General features: G+C 67.6%; 22 protein-coding genes. 6 read left to right on the top strand and 16 right to left on the bottom strand.

Going from position 1 to position 26,429, the window contains the following annotated elements; genetic code table 11:
• Positions 1-4: 4 nt before the first annotated feature.
• The 6 genes from hfq to dusB all read right to left on the bottom strand — a co-directional run bounded on the left by hfq (position 5) and on the right by dusB (position 7,877).
• Positions 5-556, bottom strand: a complete 552-nt coding sequence (gene hfq / locus SPI01S_RS03100) for an RNA chaperone Hfq (RefSeq protein ID WP_281179423.1) — start codon at positions 554-556, stop codon at positions 5-7.
• Positions 557-620: 64 nt separating this feature from the next.
• Positions 621-2,000 (bottom strand): nitrogen assimilation response regulator NtrX, encoded by a 1,380-nt coding sequence (gene ntrX / locus SPI01S_RS03105; RefSeq protein ID WP_066717988.1) that lies wholly within the window; start codon positions 1,998-2,000, stop codon positions 621-623.
• Complete coding sequence (locus SPI01S_RS03110; RefSeq protein ID WP_084253234.1) at positions 1,997-4,264, bottom strand: sensor histidine kinase NtrY-like; 2,268 nt, start codon at positions 4,262-4,264, stop codon at positions 1,997-1,999. The genes ntrX and SPI01S_RS03110 overlap by 4 nt, the downstream gene beginning before the upstream one ends.
• Positions 4,265-4,357: 93 nt before the next feature.
• A complete protein-coding gene (gene ntrC / locus SPI01S_RS03115; RefSeq protein ID WP_066717991.1) occupies positions 4,358-5,797 on the bottom strand; it encodes a nitrogen regulation protein NR(I) in 1,440 nt (479 codons plus the stop codon).
• Positions 5,794-6,903, bottom strand: coding sequence for a two-component system sensor histidine kinase NtrB (locus tag SPI01S_RS03120; protein ID WP_066717994.1), 1,110 nt, complete (start codon positions 6,901-6,903; stop codon positions 5,794-5,796). The genes ntrC and SPI01S_RS03120 overlap by 4 nt, the downstream gene beginning before the upstream one ends.
• Positions 6,879-7,877, bottom strand: coding sequence for a tRNA dihydrouridine synthase DusB (gene dusB, locus SPI01S_RS03125; protein WP_066718004.1), 999 nt, complete (start codon positions 7,875-7,877; stop codon positions 6,879-6,881). The genes SPI01S_RS03120 and dusB overlap by 25 nt, the downstream gene beginning before the upstream one ends.
• 143 nt (positions 7,878-8,020) lie before the next feature.
• On the opposite strand from dusB, the gene SPI01S_RS03130 reads away from it, so the two are divergent.
• Positions 8,021-9,178: a bifunctional 2-C-methyl-D-erythritol 4-phosphate cytidylyltransferase/2-C-methyl-D-erythritol 2,4-cyclodiphosphate synthase gene (locus SPI01S_RS03130; protein ID WP_066718006.1), complete on the top strand. Its 1,158-nt coding sequence runs from the start codon at positions 8,021-8,023 to the stop codon at positions 9,176-9,178.
• A gap of 39 nt (positions 9,179-9,217) precedes the next feature.
• On the top strand, positions 9,218-9,754 hold the full coding sequence (locus tag SPI01S_RS03135) for a CinA family protein (protein WP_066718009.1): 537 nt from the start codon (positions 9,218-9,220) through the stop codon (positions 9,752-9,754).
• On the opposite strand, the gene SPI01S_RS03140 is transcribed toward SPI01S_RS03135, so the two are convergent.
• Entirely contained in the window at positions 9,679-10,176 is a 498-nt protein-coding gene (locus SPI01S_RS03140) for a type II toxin-antitoxin system RatA family toxin (RefSeq protein ID WP_066718012.1), read from the bottom strand. The two genes, SPI01S_RS03135 and SPI01S_RS03140, sit on opposite strands and share 76 nt — an antisense overlap.
• Positions 10,176-11,108, bottom strand: coding sequence for a lipoyl synthase (lipA, locus tag SPI01S_RS03145; RefSeq protein ID WP_066718015.1), 933 nt, complete (start codon positions 11,106-11,108; stop codon positions 10,176-10,178). The genes SPI01S_RS03140 and lipA overlap by 1 nt, the downstream gene beginning before the upstream one ends.
• A 130-nt stretch (positions 11,109-11,238) precedes the next feature.
• Here lipA and SPI01S_RS03150 point away from each other — a divergent pair, with 130 nt between their 5' ends.
• Entirely contained in the window at positions 11,239-11,868 is a 630-nt protein-coding gene (locus SPI01S_RS03150; protein WP_066718018.1) for a carbonic anhydrase, read from the top strand.
• Between the two features lie 39 nt (positions 11,869-11,907).
• On the opposite strand, the gene SPI01S_RS03155 is transcribed toward SPI01S_RS03150, so the two are convergent.
• From SPI01S_RS03155 to aspS, 3 genes are read right to left on the bottom strand one after another with little or no spacing between them, the layout of a single operon-like run.
• Positions 11,908-12,684 (bottom strand): polyphosphate kinase 2 family protein, encoded by a 777-nt coding sequence (locus SPI01S_RS03155; protein ID WP_066718021.1) that lies wholly within the window; start codon positions 12,682-12,684, stop codon positions 11,908-11,910.
• A gap of 8 nt (positions 12,685-12,692) precedes the next feature.
• Positions 12,693-13,709: a 2-hydroxyacid dehydrogenase gene (locus tag SPI01S_RS03160; protein ID WP_066718024.1), complete on the bottom strand. Its 1,017-nt coding sequence runs from the start codon at positions 13,707-13,709 to the stop codon at positions 12,693-12,695.
• Between the two features lie 16 nt (positions 13,710-13,725).
• Positions 13,726-15,528 (bottom strand): aspartate--tRNA ligase, encoded by a 1,803-nt coding sequence (gene aspS, locus SPI01S_RS03165; protein WP_066718027.1) that lies wholly within the window; start codon positions 15,526-15,528, stop codon positions 13,726-13,728.
• Between the two features lie 147 nt (positions 15,529-15,675).
• On the opposite strand from aspS, the gene rnd reads away from it, so the two are divergent.
• Both rnd and SPI01S_RS03175 read left to right on the top strand, forming a co-directional pair.
• Entirely contained in the window at positions 15,676-16,851 is a 1,176-nt protein-coding gene (gene rnd, locus SPI01S_RS03170) for a ribonuclease D (protein ID WP_066718030.1), read from the top strand.
• Positions 16,851-17,138, top strand: a complete 288-nt coding sequence (locus SPI01S_RS03175) for an I78 family peptidase inhibitor (RefSeq protein ID WP_157084542.1) — start codon at positions 16,851-16,853, stop codon at positions 17,136-17,138. Before rnd ends, SPI01S_RS03175 begins: the two co-directional genes overlap by 1 nt.
• 19 nt (positions 17,139-17,157) lie before the next feature.
• Here SPI01S_RS03175 and SPI01S_RS03180 read toward each other — a convergent pair whose 3' ends face one another.
• Together SPI01S_RS03180 and SPI01S_RS03185 are read right to left on the bottom strand one after the other, a co-directional pair.
• Positions 17,158-18,390 carry an SAM-dependent methyltransferase gene (locus SPI01S_RS03180; RefSeq protein WP_066718896.1) on the bottom strand — a complete coding sequence of 411 codons (1,233 nt, stop codon included), beginning with the start codon at positions 18,388-18,390 and terminating at the stop codon, positions 17,158-17,160.
• A gap of 40 nt (positions 18,391-18,430) precedes the next feature.
• Complete coding sequence (locus SPI01S_RS03185; protein WP_066718038.1) at positions 18,431-19,804, bottom strand: cryptochrome/photolyase family protein; 1,374 nt, start codon at positions 19,802-19,804, stop codon at positions 18,431-18,433.
• A gap of 112 nt (positions 19,805-19,916) precedes the next feature.
• Here SPI01S_RS03185 and SPI01S_RS03190 point away from each other — a divergent pair, with 112 nt between their 5' ends.
• Positions 19,917-20,801, top strand: a complete 885-nt coding sequence (locus SPI01S_RS03190) for a diacylglycerol/lipid kinase family protein (protein WP_066718898.1) — start codon at positions 19,917-19,919, stop codon at positions 20,799-20,801.
• A 35-nt stretch (positions 20,802-20,836) separates the two neighbouring features.
• Here the strand turns inward: SPI01S_RS03190 and SPI01S_RS03195 are convergent, their stop codons facing one another.
• Genes SPI01S_RS03195 through SPI01S_RS03205 form a run of 3 tightly spaced genes read right to left on the bottom strand, consistent with a single transcriptional unit; the run spans position 20,837 to position 26,365 of the window.
• Complete coding sequence (locus SPI01S_RS03195; RefSeq protein ID WP_066718041.1) at positions 20,837-23,521, bottom strand: valine--tRNA ligase; 2,685 nt, start codon at positions 23,519-23,521, stop codon at positions 20,837-20,839.
• 56 nt (positions 23,522-23,577) lie between these two features.
• Positions 23,578-23,931 carry a response regulator gene (locus SPI01S_RS03200; RefSeq protein WP_066718044.1) on the bottom strand — a complete coding sequence of 118 codons (354 nt, stop codon included), beginning with the start codon at positions 23,929-23,931 and terminating at the stop codon, positions 23,578-23,580.
• 40 nt (positions 23,932-23,971) lie between these two features.
• A complete protein-coding gene (locus SPI01S_RS03205) occupies positions 23,972-26,365 on the bottom strand; it encodes a hybrid sensor histidine kinase/response regulator (protein WP_066718046.1) in 2,394 nt (797 codons plus the stop codon).
• Positions 26,366-26,429 lie beyond the last annotated feature (64 nt).

The following is a 26,429-nucleotide window of genomic DNA, read 5'->3' on the forward strand; positions in this document are numbered from 1 at the left end:
AGGATCAATCCTCGTCGCCGCCGTTGGTTTCCTCGGCGAGGTTCAGCGGATGCGCAGGCTGGATGGTGGAAACGGCATGCTTGTAGACCAGCTGGGCCATGCCCTCGCGCTGGAGCAGCATGCAGAACAGGTCGAACGCGGCAATCTGGCCCTGGAGCATCACGCCGTTCACCAGGAACATCGTGACGTTTTCCTGCGCCTTGCGCACGGCGTTGAGGAAGATTTCCTGCAGCACCGGGTTCTTGTGCTGATATTCGCCCGCCGCATCGAGCAGCGCGGCAAGGTCCATCGGACCCGACGGCATGATCGTCGAAATGGCGTGCTTGTAGATCAGCTGCGACTGGCCGTCGCGACGGAGCAGCACCGAAAAATTATCGAACCAGGTCACGATGCCCTGGAGCTTGACGCCCTTGACGAGGAACATCGTCACCGGCGTCTTCGACCGGCGCAGTGAGTTGAGGAACAGGTCCTGAAGCGAAGTCTGCTTCTCTGCCATATGGTGGCTCCACTTATTTTTGGCGGGATTTGTCCCGCGGTGCGCCGTTCCCGGCGTCAGGGTCGGCGCCACCCCGGCGCCGGGATCCAATCTAGGGTGTTCCGGCCTTTCCGTCCATAGTGGCTTAGTCGTCGCGCGCGTCGGTGATGCCGAGCAGCTTGAGCTTGCGGTGCAGCGCCGAGCGTTCCATGCCGATGAAGCTGGCGGTGCGCGAGATGTTGCCCGAGAAGCGGCGGATCTGCACGCGCAGATATTCGCGCTCGAAGCTCTCGCGCGCCTCCTTCAGCGGGGCACCCATGATCGCGCTGGAGGCCATGCCGCTGCCGCTGTCGCTCTGCCGGCCGAGCACGTCCGGCGGCAGCAGGTCGACGTCGATCCGGCCGATCCGATCGCCCGGCGCGAGGATCACCGTCCGCTCCACCACGTTGCGCAGCTGGCGGACATTGCCCGGCCAGTCATAGCTCTGCAGCGCCACCATCGCGTCGGCGGCGATCTCGGGCGTCGGCACGCGGCGCTCGGACGCGTAATGCGCGACATAATGCTCGACCAGCGCGGGAATGTCCTCGCGGCGATCGGTGAGCGACGGGATCGGCACCGGCACCACGTTGAGCCGGTAGTAGAGATCCTCGCGGAAGCGGCCGGCCGCGATCTCCGCCATCAGGTCGCGCGCGGTGGCGGAGACCACGCGCACGTCGACCTTGACGATCCGCGTGCCGCCGACGCGGCTGAAGCTCTGGTCGGTCAGCACGCGCAGGATGCGGGCCTGGGTCGCCACCGGCATGTCGGCGATCTCGTCAAGGAACAGCGTCCCGCCATGCGCCTGTTCCAGCAGGCCGGGGCGGACGAGGTCACCGCTCTCCTCGACGCCGAACAGCTCCTCCTCCACTCGATCGGGCGTCATCCGCGCCGCACTGACGATCACGAACGGTGCGTCGGCGCGCTGGCTCCAGCCGTGGAGCAGACGCGCCGCGACTTCCTTGCCGACACCCGCGCCGCCGGTGATCAGCACCCGGCTACCGGTGGAGGCGACGCGCTTGAGCGTGGCGCGGACCGTGTTGATCGCGGTCGACGTACCCTGCAGGTCGGTCCCCCGCCCCGCCACCGCGCGCAGCGAGGCGACTTCGCGCCGCAGCCGCTCGGTCTCGGTCGCACGGGCGACCATCAGCAGCAGCCGCTCGGCCTCGAACGGTTTCTCGATGAAGTCCGAGGCCCCGCGCCGGATTGCCGCCACCGCAGTATCGAGATTGCCGTGCCCCGAGATCACCAGCACCGGGATCGAGGGGTCGCGCCGCTTGATCTCGTCGAGCAGTTCCAGCCCGTCCAGCCGCGAGCCCTGCAGCCACACGTCGAGCAGCACCAGGCTGGGCCGGCGTTCGGCGATGGCCTCTAGCGCGGAGTCGCTGTCGGCGGCATTGCGGGTGGCGTAGCCCTCGTCCTCCAGCACGCCGGCTACCAGTTCGCGGATGTCGCGTTCGTCGTCGACGACGAGAATGTCCAGGCTCATGTTCTGCTTCCGGTTCGGGTGAGCATCGCCGGTCGCGCGTCCCTCGCGTCGTCCGGCATGTCGGTGAGCGCGACGCCGGCGAGCATCGCGGTGTCGAAGCACAGGGTCACGCACGTGCCGCCGCCCGGGCGATCGGCAAAGCTGATCGTGCCGCAATGCTCCTCGACGATCTTCTTCACGATCGCGAGGCCCAGGCCGGTGCCGCGGCTGCGCGTCGTCATATAGGGCTCGACGATCCGGTCGCGCTCGACCGGCAGGCCGACGCCATTGTCGGCCAGGGTCAGCACCAGCTTGTCGTCGGCCTCGGGCTGGATGGTGAGGTGCACCTCGCCCTGGGGCAGCGCCGCCCCCTGCCCGGCAGCCTCGTTGCGCGCCTCGATCGCTTCCACGGCGTTCTTCACGACGTTGGTCAGCGCCTGGCCGACCTGACGACGATCGCACACGAGCGACGGCGCGGGATCAGGGGCGTCGAGCGTGAACCGCAGCGCCGGGTGCGCCACTTCGTGCAGGAACATTGCCTGGCGCGCGATGTCGAGCAGCGACTCACGGCGGAACATCGGCTTCGGCATGCGCGCGAACGAGGAGAACTCGTCGACCATCCGCCGCAGATCGCCGACCTGACGCACGATCGTTTCGGTAAGCCGCGCGAAAACCCCGTCGCTCTGGTCGACCTGCTTGCCATAGCGGCGCTGAAGCCGCTCGGCGGCGAGCTGGATCGGGGTGAGCGGGTTCTTGATCTCATGTGCGATGCGGCGGGCGACATCCGCCCAGGCGGCGCGGCGCTGGTCGTTCAGCTGCTGGGTGATGTCGTCGAAGGTCAGCACCTGGCCGCCTTCGTCCGAAGTCACCTTCACCGCCAGCGTCCGGGCCTCGCTACCGCTGGCGACCTGTACGATACCCTCCCGGTCGCCGCTGGCGAGCATCGCGTCCAGCTCGGGAGCAAGCGCGCCGAGCGGCTGGCCGACGGCGTCCTCGGCCGTATGGCGCAGCAGCGCGTTGGCCGAGGCGTTGATCAGACGCACGCGGTGATCGCTGCCGATCGCGATCACCCCTGCGGAAACGCCGGACATCACCGCCTCGATCAGCGCGCGGCGGCTGTCGAGCTGGGCGTTGGCGGTGACGAGCGCGTTGGTCTGGTCCTGCAGCCGCTCGGTCATGCTGTTGAACGCGATGCCGAGCGTGGCGATCTCGTCGATCGTATCCGGCGTCGGCACCCGCGCGCTGAGGTCGCCGTCCGCCACCTGGCCGGCGGCCTGGACGAGTTGGTCGACCGGCCGTACCAGCCGGTCCGCCACCGCTAGCGCGATCCACGTCGCGATGCTGACGATCAACAGTGCGACGCCGAACAGCACAGCGTTGAACTGCAGCTGGAGCGATCGGGAGCGTGCGATCAGCGCCGCATATTCCTGCCCGATCCGATCCGACGCGAGGTTCTGGCGGTTGAGAAAATCGACATTGTTCGGCGTCGCCACATAGAGGAACAGGTTCGCCGACCGATCGACCGGCGTCACCACCCACACCATCTCGGAGTCATAGTTGATGTAGGTGTCCTCGTTGCGCAGGACGTTCAGCACCTTGCCCGACACACGCCGCGTGAAGGTAGGCGCGGACGGCGCCTCATAGGCATAAAGCGCGTCTACCCGCTTGCCGTCGACCACGCGGAACAAGACCGACTGGAAGAACTGACGGAAATAGGTCTGGCGCAGGAACCAGTCCTCGAACAGCGGCGAGCGTTCGGGCACCTTGGGCGCGGTTTCGAGCATGTCGCTCACCATCTGAAGCGCCTCGCGCCGCCAGCGCTGGATCACCAGCGCCTTGCCCTCGTTGGCGAGCGCCTGGGTGGAGTTGAGCGCGTTGCGCGTGCGCTCCGATCCCCAGAGCTGAACGCCCGACTGGAACATGATCGACGCCGCGATCACCGCCAGCACGATCGGCACGCTGGCCATCAGCGAGAACACCGCGACGAGGCGCACGTGCAGCCGTCCGCCGCCCGCCAGCGCCGAACGCGCCGTCCGCGTCAGCGCGATCCTGCGCCCGATCAGCACGATCAGCGCAACATAGGGCAGCAGATTGACGAGCAGCAGCGCCGCGGCGACGCCGGGGCTGAACAGCTGCTGGTGCGAGTGCTGCCGAACGAACCAGTAGGTTACGATGGGGGTTGCGATGGCCAGCGCCAGCACAAAGAATTCAATCAGCCGAAACGCCCTGCTGGGGCGCGACCAATCCTGCGGGCTATCGAGACTCGTTGGAGCTACGGCGACCATTGCCCCCTTGATACACAGGGATTGTGGCCAAAAGAACACATAATATTGCCGGATTGTCACTCCAATGCATCGATCCGGCGCATATCGGGTGTCTCAGCTGGCGTTTTCGTCTCCGCGTGCCGCTATTCCCAGCGTATCCAAGCGCTTGCGCAGCGTGTTGCGATTGATGCCCAGGGCGCGGGCCGCACGGAGCTGGTTCTGCTGGTGGCGTGCCAGCATCATCTCGATCAGCGGGCGCTCGACTTCGCCGATGATGCGATCGTAGAGCGTGCCGTCGTCCAGTGCACGCGGCTCCTCCAGCGCGATCCGCTCGAGGCGCGCCCGGATGGCCGCCTCGATCCCCGCATCGCCCGCCACGGGCGTGGTCCCGCCGCCTTCGCCCAGCGCACGGCGAAGGGCAGCGGCGTCGATCCACTCGTCGCGGGACAGCGCGGCGATACGGCGCATCAGGTTTTCGAGCTCGCGGACATTGCCGGGCCAGTCGAGCGTCTCGAGCAGCGCCACCGCATCCTTGTCGAGCTGCTTGCGCGGCAACCCGTCCTCGACGGCACGATCGAGGAAGTGGCGGGCGAGCAGCGGGATGTCCTGGCGGCGTTCACGCAGCGCCGGCAGACTGATCGGCACGACGTTCAGCCGGTAGAACAGGTCCTCGCGGAACTGGCCGGCCTGGACCAGCTGCGCCAGATCCTTGTTGGTCGCAGCCACGATGCGGACGTCCGCGCGGATCGTCCGGGCGCCGCCGACGGTGGTGAACTCGCCGGACTGGAGCACGCGCAGCAATCGCGTCTGGGCGTCCATCGGCATGTCGCCGATCTCGTCGAGGAACAGCGTGCCGCCGGCCGCCTGCTCGAACTTGCCGGCCACCCGCGCCTGCGCACCGGTAAAGGCGCCGCGTTCGTGGCCGAACAGTTCGGCCTCGATCAGCTCGCGCGGAATGGCGGCCATGTTGAGCGCGACGAACGGCGCGCGGCGACGCGGCCCGAGGTCGTGTATCGCCTTGGCGACCAGTTCCTTGCCGGTGCCCGATTCGCCGCTGATCAGCACGGTGAGATCGTTGGAGACGACGCGGGCAATTACCCGGTACACCTCCTGCATCGCCGGCGAGCGGCCGATCAGCGAAGGCCCGCCGCCCTGCTCGGCATCGGGCTGGTCCGCCGGGCGACGCCGGCCGCGCGCCATCGCGCTCTGCACGGCATGGGTCAGCGCATCGAGGTCGAACGGCTTGGGCAGATAGTCGAACGCGCCGACTTCGGTCGCGCGGACGGCGGTGGCGAGCGTGTTCTGCGCCGAGAAGACGATCACCGGCAGCGTCGGATGCTCGGCCATGAGGCCCGAGACGACGTCGAGCCCGTTCCCGTCGGGCAGCACCACGTCGGTGACCAGCACGTCGGGCAGGCCGGTGGTGAGCGCCCGCCGCAGCTCGGCGACGCTGGCGGCGGTGGCGACGCGGTGCCCCTCGCGCTTGAGCGCGGCGGCGACCACGGTGCGGATCGCGGCGTCGTCGTCGACGACCAGAACAGAGCCGGGCGTCATGCCACGGCTCGCGGCAGCAGGATGCGGAACACCGTTACCTCCGGTTCGCGTTCGCGGGCATATTGGACGATGCCGCCCATGTCCCGCACCAGTTTCTCGACGAGGGGGAGCCCCAGCCCCTTGCCCTCCGGCTTGCCCGAGACGAACGGCTCGAACAGATGCTCGGCGATGTCGGCCGGGGCGCCGGGCCCATTGTCCATTACGCAGATCTCGATCGGCAGCGGCCGGCGCGGCTGGCCGGGGCCGGCATTGACCGACATGCCGTGGCGGAACGCCGTCGACAGAATGATCCGCGGTTGCGCCAAGCCCTTCAGCGCCTCGGCCGCATTCTTGAGCAGGTTGATCAGCACCTGGACGAACGCGTCGCGATCGACCAGCACCGGCGGCAGCGACGGATCGAACCATTCCTCGATGACGATCCCGCGCGCGAACCCGGCCAGCGCGACGCGGCGGCCATGGTCGAGCAGCGGGTAGATGTTGGTCGGCACCAAGTCGAGCGGCCGGGTATCGGTGAAATCCTGCATCCGATCGATCAGGGCAGCGATGCGATCCACTTCCGTGGTGATCAGCCGGGTGAGTTCGCCGTTGCTCTCGGGATCGCCGCCGCTCTGGAGCAGCTGCGCCGCCCCCCGGATGCCGGAGAGCGGGTTCTTGATCTCGTGCCCCAGCATGGCCGCCGCGCCGATCGCCGCACGCGCACCGGCGGTTCGATCGAGCCCATGGCCCATCTTGCGTGCCTGGGGGGCGTGGTGGAGCGTCACGATCCGCCAGCCGGGATGATCGGGCACCTGGCTTTCCAGGAAGTCGACGCGCAGCCTTGTGCCGCGGACCGCCTCGATCTCGGCGTCGAACGCCGCGAAACCGCGCCCGTCGCGGCGGCCGGCATAATCCTCGGGCGGCAGCAGCACCGCGTCATAGGGCTGGCCGACCATGCTGGTCTCGCTATGGTTGAGCAGCACCTCGCACGCCGGGTTGGCATGGGCGATGCGCCCGTCCGGATCGAGCACGAGCACCGCCACCGGCAGCGCGCCGAACAGCTCGGCGAAACTGGGTCCTTCGGCGGTTTGCGGGCGGAACCGCTTCAGGCCGCCGCGCGGGAGAGCCACGGCTCGTAGAACTCCGCCAGCATGTCGAGCACCTTCACCGGATCGACGACCTGGTTCACCTTGTTCCGGAACTCGGCCGAGCCGTGCAGCCCCTTGGTGTACCAGCCGAGATGCTTGCGCATCATGTTGACGCCGACCTCGTTGCCGTAATGGGCGAGAGTTTCGACATAATGCTCGGTAAGCACGCGATATTGTTCTTCGATCGAGGGCTCGGGCTTGTCGCCCTTGCCGGTCAGCGCGTCCATCACCTGGCGGAGGATCCACGGCTTGCCATAGGCGCCGCGACCGATCATCACGCCGTCCGCGCCCGATTGCGCCAGCGCCTCGCGGGCGTCGGCCACCGAGCAGATGTCGCCGTTGACGATCACCGGGATCGACACCGCGTCCTTCACCCGCCGCACGAAGCTCCAGTCCGCGCTGCCGCGGTACATCTGGTTACGAGTGCGGCCATGGACCGTCACCAGCTTGGCGCCGAGATCCTGCGCGATGCGGGCAAGGTCGGGGGCGTTGAGGCTGTCATGGTCCCAGCCCATCCGCATCTTGACGGTAACCGGCGCGCGCACCGCATCGACGCAGGCGCGGATGATCGCGCCGGCATGGTCCAGGTCGCGCATCAGCGCCGAGCCGGCGTCGCCGTTGGTGACCTTGCGGACGGGGCAGCCCATGTTGATGTCGATGATCGCGGCACCGCGATCCTCGTTGAGCTTGGCCGCCTCGGCCATTTCGTGCGGCGTGCAGCCGACCAGCTGCATCGACACCGGCTCCTCGATCGGGTCCCAGGCCGCCTTCTGCACCGATTGCCGCGTCTCGCGGATCGCGGCGGCGCTGGCGATCATCTCGGTGACGTTGAGGCCCGAGCCGAAGCGCCGCACTGCCCGCCGGAACGGCAGGTCGGTCACGCCGGTCATCGGCGCAAGCAGCACCGGGGCTTCGACCCGCACGGGGCCGATCTGGATGGGGGCGAGTTCGCTCATCAATTCTGCCTGAAAATCAGGCACGCGATGTAGCGATGCGGGCACGGAAGGGCAAGGTCGCAGAAATCCGCGCCGCCGTGACATAGCGTTGCGCGCTCCGCGGGGCCCTACCGCCGGTCTGCAAACTTCGCTAGGCGGCAGCGATGACTGTCTTCAGGACCGCCGCCATCCTCGTCGCCGCCGGCAGCGGCACCCGCGCCGGGGGCAGCGTGCCCAAACAATATGCACTGCTGGGCGGCAAACCGCTGCTCGCCCATGCGCACCAGGCGCTCAGTAGCCATCCGAAGATCGATGCGGTGCTCACCGTGATCGGCAAAGGACAGGAGGCGCTGCTCGAAGCCGCCTTGGGCACCACGCCGTTCGTCACCGGCGGCGCCACGCGGCGCGAGTCGGTGCGGAGCGGGCTGGAGGCGCTGCTCGCCGGCAACTTCACGCACGTCCTGATCCACGACGCCGCCCGCCCTTTCCTGCCCGCTCGGGTGATCGATGACCTGCTGGCCAGCCTCGATGCATCGGGCGGGGCGATCCCCGCCCTCCCCGTCGCCGATACACTGGTGCGCGGCGAAGGTGCGCTGATCGGGGACACCGTCGCCCGCGACGCGCTGTACCGCGTCCAGACCCCCCAGGCCTTCGCCTTCGACGCCATTCTCGACGCGCATCGCCGCTGGCCCGCCGGGCAGGAGGCGACCGACGACGCCCAGATGCTGCGCGCGATAGGCCACCAGGTGGCGCTCGTCCCCGGAGACCCCATGCTCGAAAAGATCACCCACCCCGCCGATTTTGCCACTGCCGAAACGCGCCTTGCCGCCGCGATGCGCGTCCGCACCGCCACCGGCTATGACGTCCACCGCTTCGCCGAGGGCGAGGCATTGTGGCTCGGCGGCGTGCGCATTCCCCACAGCAAGGGCCTGTCCGGCCATAGCGACGCCGACGTGGCGCTCCACGCGATTACCGATGCGCTGCTCGGCACGATCGGCGCGGGCGATATCGGCATGCATTTCCCGCCGAGCGACCCGCAATGGCGCGGGGCGGCCTCGGCCCGCTTTCTCGAACATGCAGCCTCGCTGGTTGCGGCCGAGGGCGGCATCCTCGATTTCATCGACGTGACGCTGATCTGCGAGGCGCCCAAGATCGGCCCCCATCGCGAGGCGATCCGCGCCTCGATCGCGGCGATCCTGGGTCTCGATCCGGGACAGGTCAGCGTGAAGGCGACGACCACCGAACGCCTGGGATTCACCGGTCGCGGCGAGGGGATGGCGGCGCAGGCTGTGGCGACGGTACGCGTGCCTGCAAGGAACTGACTCGTACAACCGATCAACCGGTGGCAAGGGGGCGCCGCTATGGACACGATTCTTCCCACCGAACTCGTAGAAGCCGCGCGCAAGGTCATTGACGCAAACCGTCTTGCCGGTCGCCGCGTCGCCGTTGCCGAAAGCTGCACCGGCGGCCTCGTCTCCGCCGCGCTTACCGAGCTGCCGGGTTCGTCCGACGTCTTCGACGCCGGGTTCGTCACCTATTCCAACGACGCCAAGATGGACGTGCTGAAGGTGAGCCTCGACGTGCTCGAAACCTTCGGCGCGGTTTCGATCGCGGTCGCCTGGAGCATGGCGCAGGGCGTGCTGGAGCGCACCAAGGCTGATGTCGCGGTGGCGATCACCGGCATTGCCGGCCCGGGCGGCGCTACCGAGAACAAGCCGGTCGGCACCGTCGTCTTCGCCCAGGCGATTCGCGGCGCCGATCCCAAGCACGTCGTCGCCGACGCGCGCCATTTCGAGGACAATGGCCGCGGCGGCATCCGCCTTCAGGCGGCGTTGTGCGCGCTCGACTTGTTGATGCCGTCGCCGGCAGCGCCGGTCGAGGAACCCGAAGCCGCATAAAGCTTCGCCGCGCGCTCTTCGAATGCTCCGATCATCTTGCGGAGCGCGCGGTCGAATACCTGGCCGGCCAGCATCTCGAACACCCGGTTCTTGAACGCGAAGTCGACGCAGAAATCGACGTAACACCCGCCCTGCCCGTCCGGCCGGAACTTCCAGTCGTTCGACAGATGCTTGAGCGGCCCATCGACATATTCGACATGGACGGTATCCGGCCGCGCCTTGGTGACGCGCGAGGTGAACGTCTCGCGCAGCCCCTTGAAGCCGACGATCATGTCCGCGACCACCTGGGTGTCGCTCGACGAGCGCACGCGCATCGCGCTCACCCAGGGCAGGAACTCGGGGTAGCGGCCCACGTCCGCTACCAGATCGAACATCTGTTCCGGCGTATAGGGAAGGTGCCGGGTTTCGCTGTGCTTGGGCATCAGGCCTTGGCGCTCGCCTTCGCCAGCTTGGCCTCGCGGGCCGCGCGCATCTCGGCGAAATCCTCGCCGGCGTGATAGCTGGAACGCGTCAGCGGCGACGAGGCGACCTGGAGGAAGCCCTTGGCCCGCGCGATCGCGCCATATGCCTGGAACGCCTGCGGGGTCACGAACTCCTCCACCTTGGCGTGCTTCGGCGTCGGCTGGAGATACTGGCCCATCGTCAGGAAATCGATGTCGGCCGAGCGCATGTCGTCCATCACCTGGTGAACTTCCAGCCGCTGCTCGCCCAGCCCCAGCATGATGCCCGACTTGGTGAAGATCGACGGATCGAGCTTCTTGACCATCTCCAGCAGCCGCAGCGAGGCGTAATAGCGCGCGCCGGGGCGGATCATCGGATAGAGCCTGGGGACGGTTTCCAGATTGTGGTTGTACACGTCCGGCCGCGCCGCGACGATCGCCTCGACGGCGGCTTCGTGCTTGTTGCGGAAATCGGGCGTGAGGATTTCGATCGTGGTGGTGGGGCTCGCCTTGCGGATCGCCTCGATCACCTTGACGAACTGGTGGGAGCCGCCGTCCGGCAGATCGTCACGGTCCACGGAGGTGATGACGATGTGCTCCAGCCCCATCTGCACCGCCGCCTCGGCGACGTGCTGCGGCTCCAGCGGGTCGACCTTGCGGGGCATGCCGGTCTTGACGTTGCAGAAGCGGCAAGCGCGCGTGCAGACGTCGCCCAGGATCATCACGGTGGCGTGTTTCTTGGTCCAGCACTCGCCGATGTTCGGACAGGCGGCCTCTTCGCACACGGTGGTGAGGTTTTTCGAGCGCATCAGCGCACGGGTCTTGGCGAACCCTTCGGACGTGGGCGCCTTGACGCGGATCCAGTCGGGCTTGCGGAGGCGTTCGGGCCGGGCCAGCGGAGTCTGCTCGTTCATGGGGGGCAGATAGAGCGCCCGGACGCGTTTCGCCAGCCCCGGAAATTGCGCATCAAGGTGCAAGGAGCGTAAGCTGGCGCCGCGCGTTCGCGGCGTCGACAATCCCCACAAGGATGAGTAGGCGACGGACATGGCAGGATTTCAAGAACTGATCGGTGGCTACCACCGCTTCCGCACCGACGGCTGGAGCAGCCAGCGCGCGCGCTGGGCCGAGCTTTCCGAGGGCCAGAGCCCGAAGGTGATGGTGATCGCCTGCTCCGACAGCCGAGTCGACCCCGCGCAGATCTTCGATACCTCGCCGGGCGAGATCTTCGTCGTGCGCAACGTCGCCAACCTCGTGCCGCCGTACGAGACCGATGGCGGTCGCCACGGCGTCTCGGCCGCGCTGGAGTTCGCGGTGACGCAGCTCAAGGTGCAGGAGATCGTGGTGATGGGCCATGGCGCCTGTGGCGGCGCGCATGCGGCGCTCACCCAGCGCTTCGCCGATGCCGAACAGGGCGAAGGCGGCTTCATCGCCCACTGGGTCGACATGCTGGACGAGGCCCGGGACAAGATTCGGGCGGAATATGGCGACGGCCCCGAGGCCGTTCGCGCGATGGAGCAGGAAACGGTCCGCGTCTCGATCCGCAACCTGCGGACCTTCCCGTTCGTCGCCGAGCATGAGGCGTCGGGCGAGCTGACCATCCACGGCGCCTATTTCGCCATCGCCGACGGCGTGCTGCACGTGATGGGCGAAGACGAGACGTTCGCGGCGGCGTGACCTTATAAACTCCTCCCCGGCACGGGGAGGAGTTTAGGTTTAGAACTTCCCCAGCGCCTCGGTCGCGACCTTCACCACTGCCGGATCGAGCTCCGGCGGCACCATCGGCACATGCTTTTCCAGCTGCTCGGCGATCGCGGTCAACGCGGCAATTCGCGCGGCCTTCTTGTGGTTGCCGTCGATCACGGTCCAGCGCGCGTGCGGGGTGTCGGTTTCGTGGAACATCTCGTGCATCGCGTCGAGATAATCCGCCCGACGCGAACGGTTGCGGAAATCGTCCGTGCCGGTTTTCCAGCGCTTCCACGGATGGGTCAGTCGGTCACGCAGCCGCTTGTCCTGGGTCTTCTGCGTCACGTGGAGGAAGATCTTGACCAGCGTCGCGCCGTTCTCGACCTGCTGCGCCTCGAAATCGTTGATCTCGGCATAGCCGCGCCGCCACTCTGCCTCGCTGGCATAGCCCTCGACGCGCTCGACCAGCACCCGGCCGTACCAGGTCCGATCGAACACCCCGATCTGATGCTGTGCCGGCAGCCGCTGCCAGAAGCGCCAGAGGAAGTGGTGCGACAGCTCCTCCTCGGTCGGCGCGGCGATCGGCCAGACCTCGTAATAGCGGGGGTCCCATTCGGCGGTGAGGCGCTTGATGACCCCGCCCTTCCCCGCCGCGTCCCACCCTTCGAACGCCACGATCGCGCGGCGCTTGTGGATGATGTGCGCGGTCTGGATATGGCTCAGCCGCTTCTGCAGCCTGGCGAGTTCGGTCTCATAGTCGCCGTCGAGCGCTAGACCGTCTTCATAGTTCGAAAGGTCGATCGTCATAGGGCGGCTCAACGCGGTGGCGCGATCAAGGCTGCATCGACGCGGTTGGCGAGGGGCTTGCCTTCCGCAAAGTCGGCGATGCTGGACAGCGTCGTCTCGGCGATCGCCGACAGCGCTTCCTCGGTGAGGAACGCCTGGTGGCCGGTGACCAGCACGTTGGGAAAGGTGAGCAGCCGCTGGAACTGGTCGTCGCCGATGATCTCGTTCGAGAGATCCTCAAAGAACAGGTCCGCCTCCTGCTCGTACACGTCGAGCGCGACGGCGCGGATCTTGCGCGCCTTGAGCCCCTCGATCAGCGCGGCCGTATCGATCAGCGCGCCGCGGCTGGTGTTGACGATCACCAGCCCGTCGCGCGCCTCGGCGATCACCTGCGCGTTGATCAGCCGATGGGTGTCGGGGGTGAGCGGGCAATGCAGCGTGAGGATCTCGGCGGTGCGCAGCAGTTCCTCGCGCGGCACGTAGCGCACACCGATCGCCTCCAGTGCGGGATCGGCGTGGAGATCGCTCGCCAGCACGGTGCAGCCGAAGCCGGCGCACAGGGCCCGGGCGACCAGCGCGCCGATCTTGCCGGTGCCGATCACGCCGACGGTGCGGCCATGGAGGTTGCGGCCGATCAGCCCGTCGAGCGCGAAGTTGTTTTCGCGCACCCGTGCCCAGGCGCGCGGGATCTGGCGGTCCACCGCGAGCAGCAGCCCGATGGTGAACTCGGCAACCGCGTGCGGCGAATAGGCGGGCACGCGCACCACCGCGATGCCCAGCCGCTCGGCCGCGGCGAGATCGACATTGTTGAAGCCCGCACAGCGCAGCGCCACCAGCCGGACGCCCGCCCTGGCCAGCACGTCGAGCACCGCCGCATCGACGCCGTCGTTGACGAACACGCACACCGCCTGATGCCCGGCCGCCAGCGGGGCGGTCAGGACGTCGAGGCGGGGCTCGAGGAAGGTCAGGTCGTGGCCGAAGCGCGCATTGGCTTCGGCCAGGAAGCGGCGGTCATAGGCCTTGGTGTTGAACACCGCGACGCGCATGACCGCCGGCATCCGCTCAGCCGGCCTTGGGGCCGTCGACGCCCGGCGCCAGGCGGATGTGCAGTTCCTTGAGCTGCTTGTCGCTGACCGCCGAGGGCGCGTGCATCATCAGGTCCTCGGCCTTCTGCGTCATCGGGAAGGCGATCACCTCGCGGATGTTCGGCTCGTCGGCGAGCAGCATCACGATGCGGTCGACACCCGGGGCCGAGCCGCCATGCGGCGGCGCGCCGAACTTGAAGGCGTTGATCATGCCCGCGAAGTTCGTGTCGACATCGGCCTGCGTATAGCCGGCGATCTCGAACGCCTTGTACATGATCTCGGGCTTGTGGTTCCGGATCGCGCCCGAGGACAGCTCGATGCCGTTGCAGACGATGTCATACTGATAGGCGAGGATGTCGAGCGGATCCTTGGTCTCCAGCGCTTCCAGCTCACCCTGCGGCATCGAGAAGGGGTTGTGGCTGAAATCGACCTTCTTCGCGTCCTCGTCATATTCGAACATCGGGAAGTCGACGATCCAGCAGAACTCGAAGCGCTTCTTGTCGATCAACTCGAGCTGGTCGGCGGCGCGGGTGCGCGCGAGGCCAGCGAGCTTGGCCGCCTGCGCTTCCTTGCCGGCGGCGAAGAAGATGCCGTCGTTCGGGCCCAGGCCCATGGCTTCCGCCATCGCCTTCATGCCGTCCTGGCCATGGTTGTTGGCGATCGGACCGCCGAACACGCCGTCCTTCTGCGTCGCATAGCCGAGGCCGGGGAAGCCTTCCGACTGCGCCCAGCTGTTCATGTCGTCGAAGAACTTGCGGCTCTTCTCATGCGTGCCCGGTGCCGGGATCGCGCGGACGACGTCGCCGCCCTCGACGATCGAGGCGAATCGGCCGAAGCCCGAGCCCTTGAAGAAGTCCGACACGTCGGTGATCACCAGCGGGTTGCGCAGGTCCGGCTTGTCGTTGCCGTATTTCAGCATCGATTCGCGGTACGGGATGCGCTTGAACGGCAGCGCGCTGACGGTGCGGCCCATGCCCTCCCAGTCGGCGAATTCCTCGAATACGCCGTGCAGCACCGGCTCGATCGCGGCGAACACGTCGTCCTGCGTCACGAAGCTCATCTCGAAATCGAGCTGGTAGAATTCGCCGGGGCTGCGATCGGCGCGGGCATCCTCGTCGCGGAAGCAAGGCGCGATCTGGAAGTAACGGTCGAAGCCCGCGACCATCAGCAGCTGCTTGAACATCTGCGGCGCCTGCGGGAGCGCATAGAACTTGCCCGGGTGGACGCGGCTGGGGACGAGATAGTCGCGCGCGCCCTCGGGGCTCGACGCGGTGAGGATCGGCGTCTGGAACTCGGTGAAGCCCTGATCGATCATCCGGCGGCGGAGCGACGCGATCACGTTCGAGCGCAGCAGGATGTTCTTGTGGACCTTCTCGCGGCGGAGATCGAGATAGCGGTTCCGCAGGCGGATCTCTTCCGGATATTCCTGGTCGCCGAACACCGGCATCGGCAGGTCCGCGGCGGCGGACTGGACGGTCACTTCCGCCGCGCGGACCTCGATCTCGCCGGTCGGCAGGTTCGGGTTCACCACGCTGGCATCGCGGGCGACGACGGTGCCGGTGACCGTGATCACCGATTCGGAGCGCAGCGACTCGATCGCCTCGAAGGCCGGGCCGCTCGCGTCGGTGACGATCTGGGTGATCCCGTAATGATCGCGCAGGTCGACGAACACCAGGTCGCCATGGTCGCGCTTGCGGTGCACCCAGCCCGACAGGCGGACGGTTTGCCCCACGTCCGCAGAGCGGAGCTGGGCGCAGGTGTGGGTGCGATAGGCGTGCATGTGGCTGATCTTCTCACCTTGTCGTCATCCCCGCCAGGGCAGGCGGTGCCGGAACGGGCCGGCGCGACGATATTGAAACACTATGACCGCGCGCATTCCGGTCACACCCCACTTTTGTCAACCCGAAGACCGGTATATGGGCTTCGGATGCATATTCATGGTCTGATCGAAGACAGCGTCACCCTCGCCGATCTCTGCAAACGCCTCGCGCAGTCCGACTTCATCACGGTCGACACCGAGTTCATGCGCGAAAACAGCTACTGGCCCGAGCTTTGCCTCATCCAGGTGGCCAACGACAAGGAGGCCGCGGCGATCGATCCGATGGCCCCCGGGCTCGACATGGGCCCCCTGCTCGAGCTGATGACGAACAACGAGGACGTGCTGAAGGTCTTCCACGCCGGCGGCCAGGACATCGAAATCGTCTACAACCTCACCGGCAAGACGCCGCACCCTATGTTCGACACCCAGGTCGCCGCGATGGCACTCGGCCAGGGCGAGCAGATCGGCTATTCCAACCTCGTCGATACCTATCTCGGCATCGTCGTCGACAAGGGCGCCCGCTTCACCGACTGGGCGCGCCGCCCGCTCGACAAGCGCCAGATCGACTATGCCATCGCCGACGTCACCCACCTCTCCGCGATCTTCCCCAAGATGCTGGAAAAGCTGCGCAAGTCCGGCCGCGGCGTATGGCTCGACCAGGAGATGGAGCGGATCAGCGACCCCGAGAACTATCGCAACGATCCCGACCAGGTGTGGCAGCGCGTCCGCATCAACAGTCGCAAGCCCGAGGTGCTCGGCCGCCTCAAGGCGCTGGCCCGCTGGCGCGAGCTGGAGGCGCAGGGCAAGGATCTGCCGCGCGGCCGCATCGTCAAGGACGAGACGCTGGCCGACATCGCCGCCAACCCGCCGCGCAAGCAGGCCGATCTCGCCAAGGTGCGCGGTCTTTCCGCCGCCTGGGCGGGCAACGATATCGGCGGGCGGATGATGGCGGCCATAGCCGAGTCGAAGCCGATGCCGGCCGACGAGATGCCCGGCCGCGAGGAGCGCAAGCCGTCGCTCGGCAAGGACGGTGCGCTGGTCGCCGATCTGCTGAAGCTGCTGCTCAAGATCCGCGCCAAGGAAGTGAACGTCGCCCCGCGCCTGCTTGCCCGTTCGGAGGATCTGGAGGCGCTCGCCTCCGGGGTTCGCAAGGACCTGCCGATCCTGGAGGGCTGGCGCTATGAGCAGTTCGGCCGCGACGCGCTGGCGCTGGTCGAGGGCCAGCTCGGTTTTGCGGTGCGCAACGGCAAGCTCAAGATGAGCCGCACGGAAGACCCGGCGTGATGCGCGCTATCGTCTTCCTCGCGCTCGCCGGCGCCGCAGCCGGATGCGCGCAGCAGAGGAAGGCCGACCCGCTGCCCGCCATGGTGGAATGCGACGCCAACCGCGTGCTGGACCTCAAGGGCAAGCCGCGCTCGCCCGCCATCGAAGCCGACGCCCTCGCCCGCTCCGGCGCCAAGCGTATCCGCTGGATCGAGCCCGGCTCGGCGGTGACGATGGACTTCCGCGTCGACCGGCTGAACCTGCACGTCGACAAGGACGGCACGATCACCGACGCGCGCTGCGGCTGACACGCCGGTTGGAGCGGAGTCAGCCCCGCTTCACCAGCGTCACCTGGATCACGTCGATACCGCCCCCGCGAAACCCGCCTTCGCAGTACATCAGATAATAGCGCCAAAGCCGCACGAAGCGATCGTCGAACTGCGCTGGCAGCAGGCCTGCCGCCGCCGCGGCGTCAAAGCGCCGGCGCCAGCGCAGCAGCGTCTCGGCATAGTCCAGGCCGAAGGCGTGGCGGTCGCGCCATTCCAGGCCCTCCGCCTCGGCGAGCGCGCGAAACGCGTCTTCCTTCAGCAGCATGCCGCCGGGGAAGACATAGGTCTGGATGAAATCAACGTTGCGGGCATAGCCTTCGAACAGGGCTTCGTCGAAGGTGATGACCTGCAAGGCAGCGCGCCCGCCCGGCTTCAGCGCGCGCGCGATCGCGGCAACATAGACCGGCCAATATTCGCGCCCCACCGCCTCCGCCATCTCGATGCTGGCGACCGCGTCATATTCGCCGGTCACGTCGCGATAGTCGGTAAGGCTGAAGCGGGCACCTTCCATCCCCGCGGTGCGCACCTCGGCCCAGGCCTTCTGCTCGGCGGACAGCGTAATGCCGTGGATCTTGCGGCCTTGCCGCAGCGCGCGTTCGGCGAACGAGCCCCAGCCGCAGCCGATCTCCAGGATCACATCGCCGGGCTGCGTGGCCGTGCGGTCGAGGATCGCCTGCAGCTTGGTATTCTGTGCCGCCTCCAGCGCACCATCGCCATCGCGGAAGATTGCGCTTGAATAGCTCATGCCGGGATCGAGCCAGCGCATGTAGAAATCGTTGCCGAGATCATAGTGGAAGGCGATGTTCTTGCGCGCTCCACCGCGATGGTTGCGCCGCATCCAGTGCATCAACCGCCGCGGCAGCAGCGACAGCCCACGCGACCGCGCCTGCGCCGCCAGCCTGGCGCGGTTGCGGCTGAACAGTGCGAACAGCGGCACCGGATCGGGGCTCGACCATTCGCCCTTCTCCCACGCCTCGTACCAGCCCGCCGAACCGCCGGTCGCGAGCCGCACCAGCGCCCGCCAGCTATGTAGCGTCACCACCGCGGCCGGGCCGGGTGCGCTACCGCCGAGCAGCCGGGCCTGGCCGTCCGGCGTGAACACCTCCAGGCTCCCCTCGCCGATGCCGCGGTCCAGGCGGTCGAGCTGACGATGAAAGAAATAGCCGAAGAGAGCCAGCGGTCCGGAGCCGCGCGCTGCGACTCCGACGATATCCTGCTCCGGAGCGTTCATGCCCCGAATCATGCACGCCTGATCGCGTCGGGCAAGCCCCTCAGCGCACCGCCCGGCCTGCGGCGAGCGCGCGTTCGCGCGCATCGCGGTGGCTGATCCGCTTGCGCGGATACGCGCACGGACGGCACCCTGCCTCCTCCGGATCGTGGATCACGGCATCGGGAAGTTTGGCCAGCTCCGGCACCCATTGCCGGATATAGCCGGCGGCATCGAACTTCTCGGATTGGGACAGCGGCGCCATCACCCGGCTCCACTGGCTCGAGTCGACGCCGGAGCCCGACACCCATTGCCAGTTCACCGCGTTGCTGCCGTAATCCGCGTCGACCAGCGTGTCCCAGAACCAGCGCTCGCCCGCGCGCCAGTCGATCAGCAGATGCTTGATCAGGAAGCTGGCGGCGATCATCCGCACGCGGTTGTGCATCCAGCCCGTTGCCCAGAGCTGGCGCATGCCCGCATCGACGATCGGGTAGCCGGTCTGCCCGCGCTGCCAGGCCCGCAGATCGGCCTCGGCCTCCTCGCCGCTGCGCCAGGCCATGGCATCGAAGCCGGGGCGCCCGTTCTTGGCCGCATAGTCGGGATATTGGCAGATCAGGTTCTGGGCAAAGTCGCGCCAGCCCAGCTCGCGTAGATACTCCTCGACCTGGCCGCCCGCTCCCTCCAGCGCATGCCACACCTGAGCGGGCGAGACTTCGCCGAAGTGGAGGTGCGGGGAAAGGCGCGAGCTGCCTTCGATCGACGGCAGGTTCCGCGTGTCGTCGTAGCGCGCGGCATGATTCCTGAACCGCTGGAGCCGCTTGTGCGCGCCATCCTCGCCCGGCGTCCATTCCTCGCGAAAGCCGCCCGCCCAGTCCGGCGCGGTGGGCAGCAGCTTCCAGTCGTCCAGCGTGTCGCTCGATGGCCATTTCGCCGGCGCAGCGATGCCGTGCGGCGCCCGCAACGGGTCGGCCGGGGGCATGCGCTCGCGCAGCGTCCGCCAAAAGGGCGTGAAGATCTTGTACGGGGTGCCCGCGCCGCTCGTCACCGTACCCGGGGGCACCAGATAATTGCCGTCGTGGCAGCAGAGCGTCAGCCGCTTTGCCACCGCGCGCTCGGCATTGCGCCACCAGGGCTCGTAATGCCGAATGCAATGGGCCGTGTCCGCGCCGGTTTCTTCCGCCAGCCGGCCGAGCGCCTCCTCGCTCCGGCCCCGACGCAGGATCAGCCGCGAGCCCTTGTCGCGCAATGCGGCATCGAGCGCGGCCAGGCTGTGGTGCAGCCACCAGCGCGAGGCACCGCCCATCGCCCGGTGCTTCGCCGTCTCGTCATCCAGCACATAGACGGGGATGACCGCGCCCGCGCCCAGCGCCGCCGCCAGGGCAGGCTGATCGGCAAGGCGAAGGTCGCGACGGAACCAGAGGAGAACAGGCGCAGGCATAGGAGCACAAACGCGCAAGCGCCCCGCAAGGCGACCTGTCCCGAGGAACAGGGACTACGGACCCGACGGCAAGCCCGTGCGTTACGGATCCGTCATCAATCGAGGGGTGTTCATGCAGTTTCAATCGGCGGCGATGGTCGTCAACACCAAGTCCCGCCACGGCCAGGGCTGGTTCGACCGCGCCTGCGCGCGCTTCGACGGGCAGCCCATGGCCATCGACGCGCATGCCGTCGACGATCCGGACCAGCTCGAAGCCACGCTGGCGAAGGCGCTGGCGAAGAACCCCCAGCTGGTGATCCTGGGCGGCGGCGACGGCACGATCAGCGGGCTGGTCGACAAGCTGGTCGGCAAGGGCGTGACGCTGGGTGTGCTGCCCCTGGGCACCGCGAACAGCTTTGCCCGCTCGCTCGGCATCCCGCTCGACGTCGACGGTGCCGTCGATGCGATCCTGCAGGGTACGCCCAAGCGGATCGACCTGGGCATGATCAACGACGATTATTACGCCAGCACCGCCGCGATCGGCCTCTCGCCACAGATCGCCCAAACCGTGCCGCACAATGCCAAGCGCTGGTTCGGCCGGATGGGCTATCTCAGCTGGGCGGCGCTCCAGTTCCTGAAGTTCAAGCCCTTCACCGTGATCGTCGGCGAAGGCGCCGATGCCCAGCGCCTGCGCGCGGTGGAGGTCCGCATCTCCAACGGGCCGTTCCATGGCGGCACCGAACTGGTCGACGAGGCCGGAGTCGCCTCGGGCGAGATCGTCGTCCAGGTGGTGAAGGGCCATGTGAAGTCGCGACTGGTGCGCAACTGGGCCGCCTCGGTCCTGCGGCTCGAGGCGCGCAAGGAGGACACGGTCACCTTCCGCGGGCAATCGCTGCGGGTTGCGACCGAACCGCCGCTGCCGATCTCGATCGACGGCGAGGTGCTGGCCGAGACGCCGGTGACGGCGAAGGTGGCGGCGGCGGTGATCGACGTGATGGTGCCGCCCGCCGCCGCCTGACCGAGGCCGCCCCGGCTCCCGCCGGGGCGCTCGCTTCAGCCCAGCCGGGCCAGCGCCGCCGACAGCCGCTCGGCCTCGGCTGCCTTCTCGGCGTGATCCGCCCGCGCCTTTTCGACCGCCTCAGGCTTGGCACGTTCGACGAAGCTCGGGTTGCCGAGCCGGCCGGCCAGGCCGTCGCGCTCCTTTTCCGCCGCCGCGATCGCCTTGGTGAGGCGGGCGCGTTCGGCCTCGAGGTCGACGACGTCGCCAAGCGGCATCACGAAGGTCGCCTCGTCGACGACCAGCTGCAGCGCGCCGCCGGCCGGGGCATCGCCCTGGGCCTGATCGACACGGCCGAGCCGCGCCAGCGCCGCTTCCTGCCGGGAGAGACGGGCCACCGTCTCGGCCGACGCATCGCGGACGTGCAGCGCGAGGCGGGCGCCCGGCGGCACGTTGAGCTCGGTGCGTGCCGCGCGGATCTCGCTCACCAGCCGGATCAGCCAGTCGATCTCCTGCGCCGCCGACGGATCGAGCGCGCGGGCATCGGCCATCGGCCAGTGCGCGACGATCAGGTCATGGGTGCGCGGGCCCATCTTCGACCACAGCTCTTCGGTGATGAAGGGCATGAACGGGTGGAGCATGACGAGGATCTGGTCGAGCGCCCAGCCGGCGACGGCGCGCGTCTCGTCCGCCTCGGCGGCAGCGACGCCCTCGCCCTGCAGCACCGGCTTGATCAGCTCGAGATACCAGTCGCAGAAGCGGCTCCAGACGAACTGGTAGATGGTGTTCGCCGCCTCGTCGAAGCGCAGGTCGGCCAGCGCGAGGTCCAGCGCCTGCACCGTCGCGATGGTTTCGGCGATGATCCAGCGGTTTACCGCGAGCTCCGCAGTCGGCGCCTCAAGCTGCTTGCTCGCCGCGATGCCGTTGGACTGGCAGAAGCGCGCGGCGTTCCACAGCTTGGTCGCGAAGTTGCGATAGCCCTCGAGCCGCTTCTCATCCATCTTGATGTCGCGGCCCTGGCTTTCCATTGCCGCCATGAAGAAGCGTAGCGCATCGGCGCCGTACTTGTCGATCATGCCGAGCGGATCGACCGTGTTGCCCTTGGACTTGGACATCTTCTGGCCGTCCGCCGCGCGGACGAGACCGTGGAGATACAGGGTCTTGAACGGCACCTCTTTCATGAAGTGCAAACCCTGCATCATCATCCGCGCGTCCCAGAAGAACAGGATGTCGAAGCCGGAAATCAGCACGTCGTTCGAATAGCGCCCGCCCAGCGTGGGATCGGTGTTCTCGGGCCAGCCGAGCGTCGCGAACGGCCACAGTGCGGAGGAGAACCAGGTGTCGAGCACATCGGGATCGCGGGTGAGCGCAACGCCCTCGCCCGCCTGTGCCTGTGCCTCTTCCTCGCTCTCGGCGACATAGGGCTTGCCGTCGGCGTCGAACCACGCCGGAATGCGATGCCCCCACCAAAGCTGGCGGCTGACGCACCAGGGCTGGATGTTCTCCATCCAGTTAAAGTACGTCTTCTCCCAGCTCTTCGGCACGATCTTGGTCGCGCCCGAGCGGACCGCCTCGATCGCCGGCTTGGCGAGCGTGGCTGCGTCGACATACCATTGGTCGGTCAGCCACGGCTCGATCACCTGGCCCGAGCGGTCGCCATAGGGGGTCTGGATCGTGCGCGGTTCGGCGTCGTGCTCGGCGCCTTCCTTGTCGACGAAGGGCACGAGGAAGCCCTCGTCCTTCAGCCGCTGGACGATCGCCTTGCGCGCCTCGAAACGATCGAGCCCGATCAGTTCGGCGGGCACCAGCCCATCCTGCGTCTGGCAGATCGCGGCCTTGGCATCGAGCATGTTGAGCATCGCACCGGCTTTAATTCCGGCGCGAACACCCACCTCGAAATCGTTGAAATCATGTCCCGGCGTAATCTTGACCGCACCCGAACCCAGCGCCGGATCGGCATGCTCGTCACCGACGATCGGGATCAGGCGGCCGGTGATGGGCAGCTTGACCTGCTTGCCGATCAGCGCCTGGTAGCGTTCGTCCTCGGGATGCACGGCGACGGCCATGTCGGCCAGCATCGTCTCCGGACGCGTCGTCGCGACCTGGATGAAGCCCGAGCCGTCCGCCAGCGGATAGCGCAGGTGCCAGAAATTGCCGCGGACCTCCTTGGTCTCGACCTCGAGGTCCGAGATCGCGGTGCCGAGGCCCGGATCCCAGTTCACCAGCCGCTTGTCGCGATAGAGCAGCTTCTGGCGATAAAGTTCGACGAACACCTTGAGGACGGCCTTGGAGAAGCCCTCGTCCATCGTGAAGCGCTCGTTCGCCCAGTCCATCGAGCAGCCGAGCCGGCGCAGCTGGCGGGTGATCGCGCCGCCGCTCTCGGCCTTCCATTCCCATACCTTGTCGACGAAGGCCTCGCGGGTGAAGTCGGTGCGCTTCTGCCCCGCGGCGTTGAGCTGGCGCTCGACCACCATCTGCGTGGCGATGCCCGCGTGATCGGTGCCGACCACCCAGCGCGCATCCTTGCCCTTCAGCCGGGCGTGCCGGACGAGGATGTCCTGCAGCGTGTTGTCGAGCGCGTGGCCGATATGCAGGCTGCCCGTCACGTTGGGCGGCGGGTTGACGATCGTCCAGGGCTCGGCGCCATTGCGCTCGGGGCGGAACAGGCCTTCCTCTTCCCAATGGGCGTACCAGCGGGATTCGATTTCGGCGGGGTCGAAGGTCTTGGGGAGTTCGGTCATGATGACAGGGGCTTTAGCGTCGCCCCTGCCCTGCGCACAACCCTAAGCGACCGCACTCAGCTCAGGCTGCTGAGCACCTTGTCGACGCGGTCGAGCGTGAACGGCTTGGAGAGCACCGGCCGGTCGCGGTGCGATTGGGCGATGCTGTCGTCGGCGCCGCCGGTCGCGAGCACGAACGGGATGCCGAGTTCGGCCAGCTTGTCGGCCACCGGCCAGCTCTGCTCGCCGCCGCGCAGGTTCACATCGAGGATCGCTGCATCGATCCCGCCAGCCCCGATCCGATCGAGCGCCTCGGCGACATTGTCCGCGGTGCCCGCCGGCACCCGGTCCAGCGCGTCGAGGAAATCCTCGAGCATCATGGCGATCAACGGCTCGTCTTCGACGATGAGGATGTTACGCGGACCCTGCATATAGCCCCCTTTGCAGGAAAAATGGTTACGTGCCAAGCACTTATTTGGTCACCAATATCTCCTGAACAGCCTCCGCAAGTTGTTGCACGGAAAAGGGTTTAGGAAGAAAGGCGACATTGTCGAGATCGATCGAACGGCGCAATTGTTCCTCGGCATAGCCCGACATGAACAGGATCGGCAGGTCGGGCCAACGCTCGCGGACCTTGCGGGCCATGCTGGGGCCGTCCAGTACCGGCATCACCACGTCGGAAACGAGCAGGTCCGGCTTGTCCATTGTCTCGATCGTTTCAAGCGCGACTTCGCCGTTTTCTGCGGTCACCACCGAATAGCCCTGGCGGGTCAGCGCGCGCTCGGCGATCGCGCGGACCATGTCCTCGTCCTCGACGACAAGGATGGTGCCTGTACCCCACAGGTCGGCGGGCTTCTCCTTGGTGACGGGCAGCTTGGCGACGGCAGTCTCCGGCGCGGTATGGACCGGCAGATAGATGGTGAAGGCCGCACCGCCGCCCGGGTTGTTCTCGGCAAAGATATAGCCGCCGGACTGCTTGATGATGCCGTAGACGGTCGACAGGCCGAGCCCGGTCCCCTTGCCCACTTCCTTGGTGGTGAAGAACGGCTCCCAGATCTTCGGCAGGATCTCCGGCGGAATGCCGGTCCCGGTGTCGGAGATGCGCAGCGCGGTATAGTCGCCGACCGGCAGCACGTCGTCGTCCATCCGTCGCACGTCGGCGGAGGAGACCGCCAGCGTCTCGATCGTCAGCGAGCCGCCGCCGCTCGGGTTCTTGCTGAGCATCGAGTCGCGCGCGTTGACCGCAAGGTTGACCACCACCTGCTCGAGCTGGCCCGGATCGGCGCGCACCGGCCCCAGGTTGCGGCCGTGCTTCACGTCGAGCGACACCGTCTCGCCGAGCAGCCGCTTCAGCAGGTTCGAGACCTCGGAGATGATGTCCGGCAGCTGCAGCACCTGCGGCCGCAGCGTCTGCTGGCGCGAGAAGGCGAGCAACTGGCGGGTCAGGCTCGCGGCGCGATTGGAGTTGGCGCGGATCTGCTGGATGTCGTCATAGTCGCTGTCGCCGGGCGAATGGCGCATCAGCATCAGATCGCAATGGCCGATGATCGCGGTGAGGATGTTGTTGAAGTCGTGCGCGACGCCGCCGGCGAGCTGGCCCACCGCCTGCATCTTGGTCGCCTGGGCGATCTGGCGCTTGAGCTTGCCCTCCTCGCCCGAGTCCCGCAGGCTCAGCAGCACCGCGGCATCCCCGAGCCCCCGCGCGCCGGCAATGGTGATCGCCACCGGCTCCTCGGACGCATCCTTCAACCGGACGGTGATCTCCAGCGATTGCGGCGCCCCGCCGGCGAAGCGACGGACCGCATCGGCCAGCGTCGCCTTGTCCTCGCGGACTACCAGATCGCCCGGATAGAGCGGCGGCGCGGCCGGATGGACGCGCGCGGTACGGACGAACGCATCGTTCATCATCAGGAACCGCCCGTCGCGGTCGATCAGCGCTAGCCCGGTCGGCAGTAGCGAGATGAGCGAATGGACATGCGTCGAGGCGCTGCCCGCCAGCGCCGGGCTGGCGAGCACCGCCGGCTCCTCGTCGAGCAGGGCGACCAGCAGCGGCGCCTCATCGCCTTCGAGGAACGGGATCTGGAGCACGCGCAGCGGTGTGCCCTCGATCCCTTCGCGCTCGAAGCGGACCTGGCCTATCGAATCGGTGATCAGCATGCCGGCGAAGTCGCGACCGTCGACGACGGCGTCGGCACTTCCCAGCGCGCGGTGGCGAAAGACGCGGTTGGCCGAACGGATACGGCCATCGGGCGCAACCAGCACCACCATCACCCCCGCGCCGCCCAGACGATCCCCGGTCGGCCCGGCGAGCAGCCCCTGGACCTGCACGGCAAGGTCGAGCGCGTGGATGCCGATGAAGCGCCATACCAGCGATTCGTCGCCCACCCGGACGACCCGCACCGCCACCTGCGCGCCGAAAACCTGAACGTCGCTGCACCGGCTCTCGCCGTCCCGCCACGCCGCGCGCGCACAGGCGCCCAAGGCACGCTCCCCATCCTCGCCGATCGGCAGGTTCGGCGGCGTAGGCCAGCCTCCGAACAGTGCCTCGTAGCGCGGATTGGCGCAGACCAGCCGACCGCTGCGATCGGTTACCGCGAGCGCGTCATCACTGGCGGAGGCCAATGCATGGGCGATCGCCCAATCGGTATAGCGTTCAATGCTGGTACTGGGCGAACGAAACAGTCGCCCAAAGGCCAGCATTACCCCTGCCGCCAGCAACGCCGCGGCAAGAAACCCCGCAGCAATTGTGCGATCGTTCAGGCTGAACAGGATTGCGGCGGCAGCAGCGACACCGGTAACCACCACTGCCACGATCGGCAGCAGCAGCGAAGGCTTGGGCAGCTCGGCGTCGGGCAGACTTGCCATCGGTCACCGATGTTCCGTCGCCGCCGCAGCGTCAAGCACCGATCGCGTCGGATCGGACGCAGAC

Source organism: Sphingomonas pituitosa NBRC 102491 (genome assembly GCF_001598435.1).
In the GTDB taxonomy this organism is placed as follows: domain Bacteria; phylum Pseudomonadota; class Alphaproteobacteria; order Sphingomonadales; family Sphingomonadaceae; genus Sphingomonas; species Sphingomonas pituitosa.

What these genes read in the sequence shown, in the direction of transcription:
- SPI01S_RS03130 (WP_066718006.1), top strand. Translation starts at nt 8,021, where the DNA reads ATGACTGTCTTCAGGACCGCCGCCATCCTCGTCGCCGCCGGCAGCGGC.
- SPI01S_RS03195 (WP_066718041.1), bottom strand. Translation starts at nt 23,521, where the DNA reads ATGACCGAACTCCCCAAGACCTTCGACCCCGCCGAAATCGAATCCCGC.
- aspS (WP_066718027.1), bottom strand. Translation starts at nt 15,528, where the DNA reads ATGCACGCCTATCGCACCCACACCTGCGCCCAGCTCCGCTCTGCGGAC.
- SPI01S_RS03175 (WP_157084542.1), top strand. Translation starts at nt 16,851, where the DNA reads ATGCGCGCTATCGTCTTCCTCGCGCTCGCCGGCGCCGCAGCCGGATGC.
- SPI01S_RS03110 (WP_084253234.1), bottom strand. Translation starts at nt 4,264, where the DNA reads ATGGTCGCCGTAGCTCCAACGAGTCTCGATAGCCCGCAGGATTGGTCG.
- SPI01S_RS03190 (WP_066718898.1), top strand. Translation starts at nt 19,917, where the DNA reads ATGCAGTTTCAATCGGCGGCGATGGTCGTCAACACCAAGTCCCGCCAC.
- SPI01S_RS03135 (WP_066718009.1), top strand. Translation starts at nt 9,218, where the DNA reads ATGGACACGATTCTTCCCACCGAACTCGTAGAAGCCGCGCGCAAGGTC.
- SPI01S_RS03185 (WP_066718038.1), bottom strand. Translation starts at nt 19,804, where the DNA reads ATGCCTGCGCCTGTTCTCCTCTGGTTCCGTCGCGACCTTCGCCTTGCC.
- lipA (WP_066718015.1), bottom strand. Translation starts at nt 11,108, where the DNA reads ATGAACGAGCAGACTCCGCTGGCCCGGCCCGAACGCCTCCGCAAGCCC.
- SPI01S_RS03155 (WP_066718021.1), bottom strand. Translation starts at nt 12,684, where the DNA reads ATGACGATCGACCTTTCGAACTATGAAGACGGTCTAGCGCTCGACGGC.
- SPI01S_RS03200 (WP_066718044.1), bottom strand. Translation starts at nt 23,931, where the DNA reads ATGCAGGGTCCGCGTAACATCCTCATCGTCGAAGACGAGCCGTTGATC.
- dusB (WP_066718004.1), bottom strand. Translation starts at nt 7,877, where the DNA reads ATGAGCGAACTCGCCCCCATCCAGATCGGCCCCGTGCGGGTCGAAGCC.
- ntrC (WP_066717991.1), bottom strand. Translation starts at nt 5,797, where the DNA reads ATGACGCCCGGCTCTGTTCTGGTCGTCGACGACGACGCCGCGATCCGC.
- SPI01S_RS03160 (WP_066718024.1), bottom strand. Translation starts at nt 13,709, where the DNA reads ATGCGCGTCGCGGTGTTCAACACCAAGGCCTATGACCGCCGCTTCCTG.
- SPI01S_RS03140 (WP_066718012.1), bottom strand. Translation starts at nt 10,176, where the DNA reads ATGCCCAAGCACAGCGAAACCCGGCACCTTCCCTATACGCCGGAACAG.
- SPI01S_RS03150 (WP_066718018.1), top strand. Translation starts at nt 11,239, where the DNA reads ATGGCAGGATTTCAAGAACTGATCGGTGGCTACCACCGCTTCCGCACC.
- rnd (WP_066718030.1), top strand. Translation starts at nt 15,676, where the DNA reads ATGCATATTCATGGTCTGATCGAAGACAGCGTCACCCTCGCCGATCTC.
- SPI01S_RS03180 (WP_066718896.1), bottom strand. Translation starts at nt 18,390, where the DNA reads ATGAACGCTCCGGAGCAGGATATCGTCGGAGTCGCAGCGCGCGGCTCC.
- ntrX (WP_066717988.1), bottom strand. Translation starts at nt 2,000, where the DNA reads ATGAGCCTGGACATTCTCGTCGTCGACGACGAACGCGACATCCGCGAA.
- SPI01S_RS03205 (WP_066718046.1), bottom strand. Translation starts at nt 26,365, where the DNA reads ATGGCAAGTCTGCCCGACGCCGAGCTGCCCAAGCCTTCGCTGCTGCTG.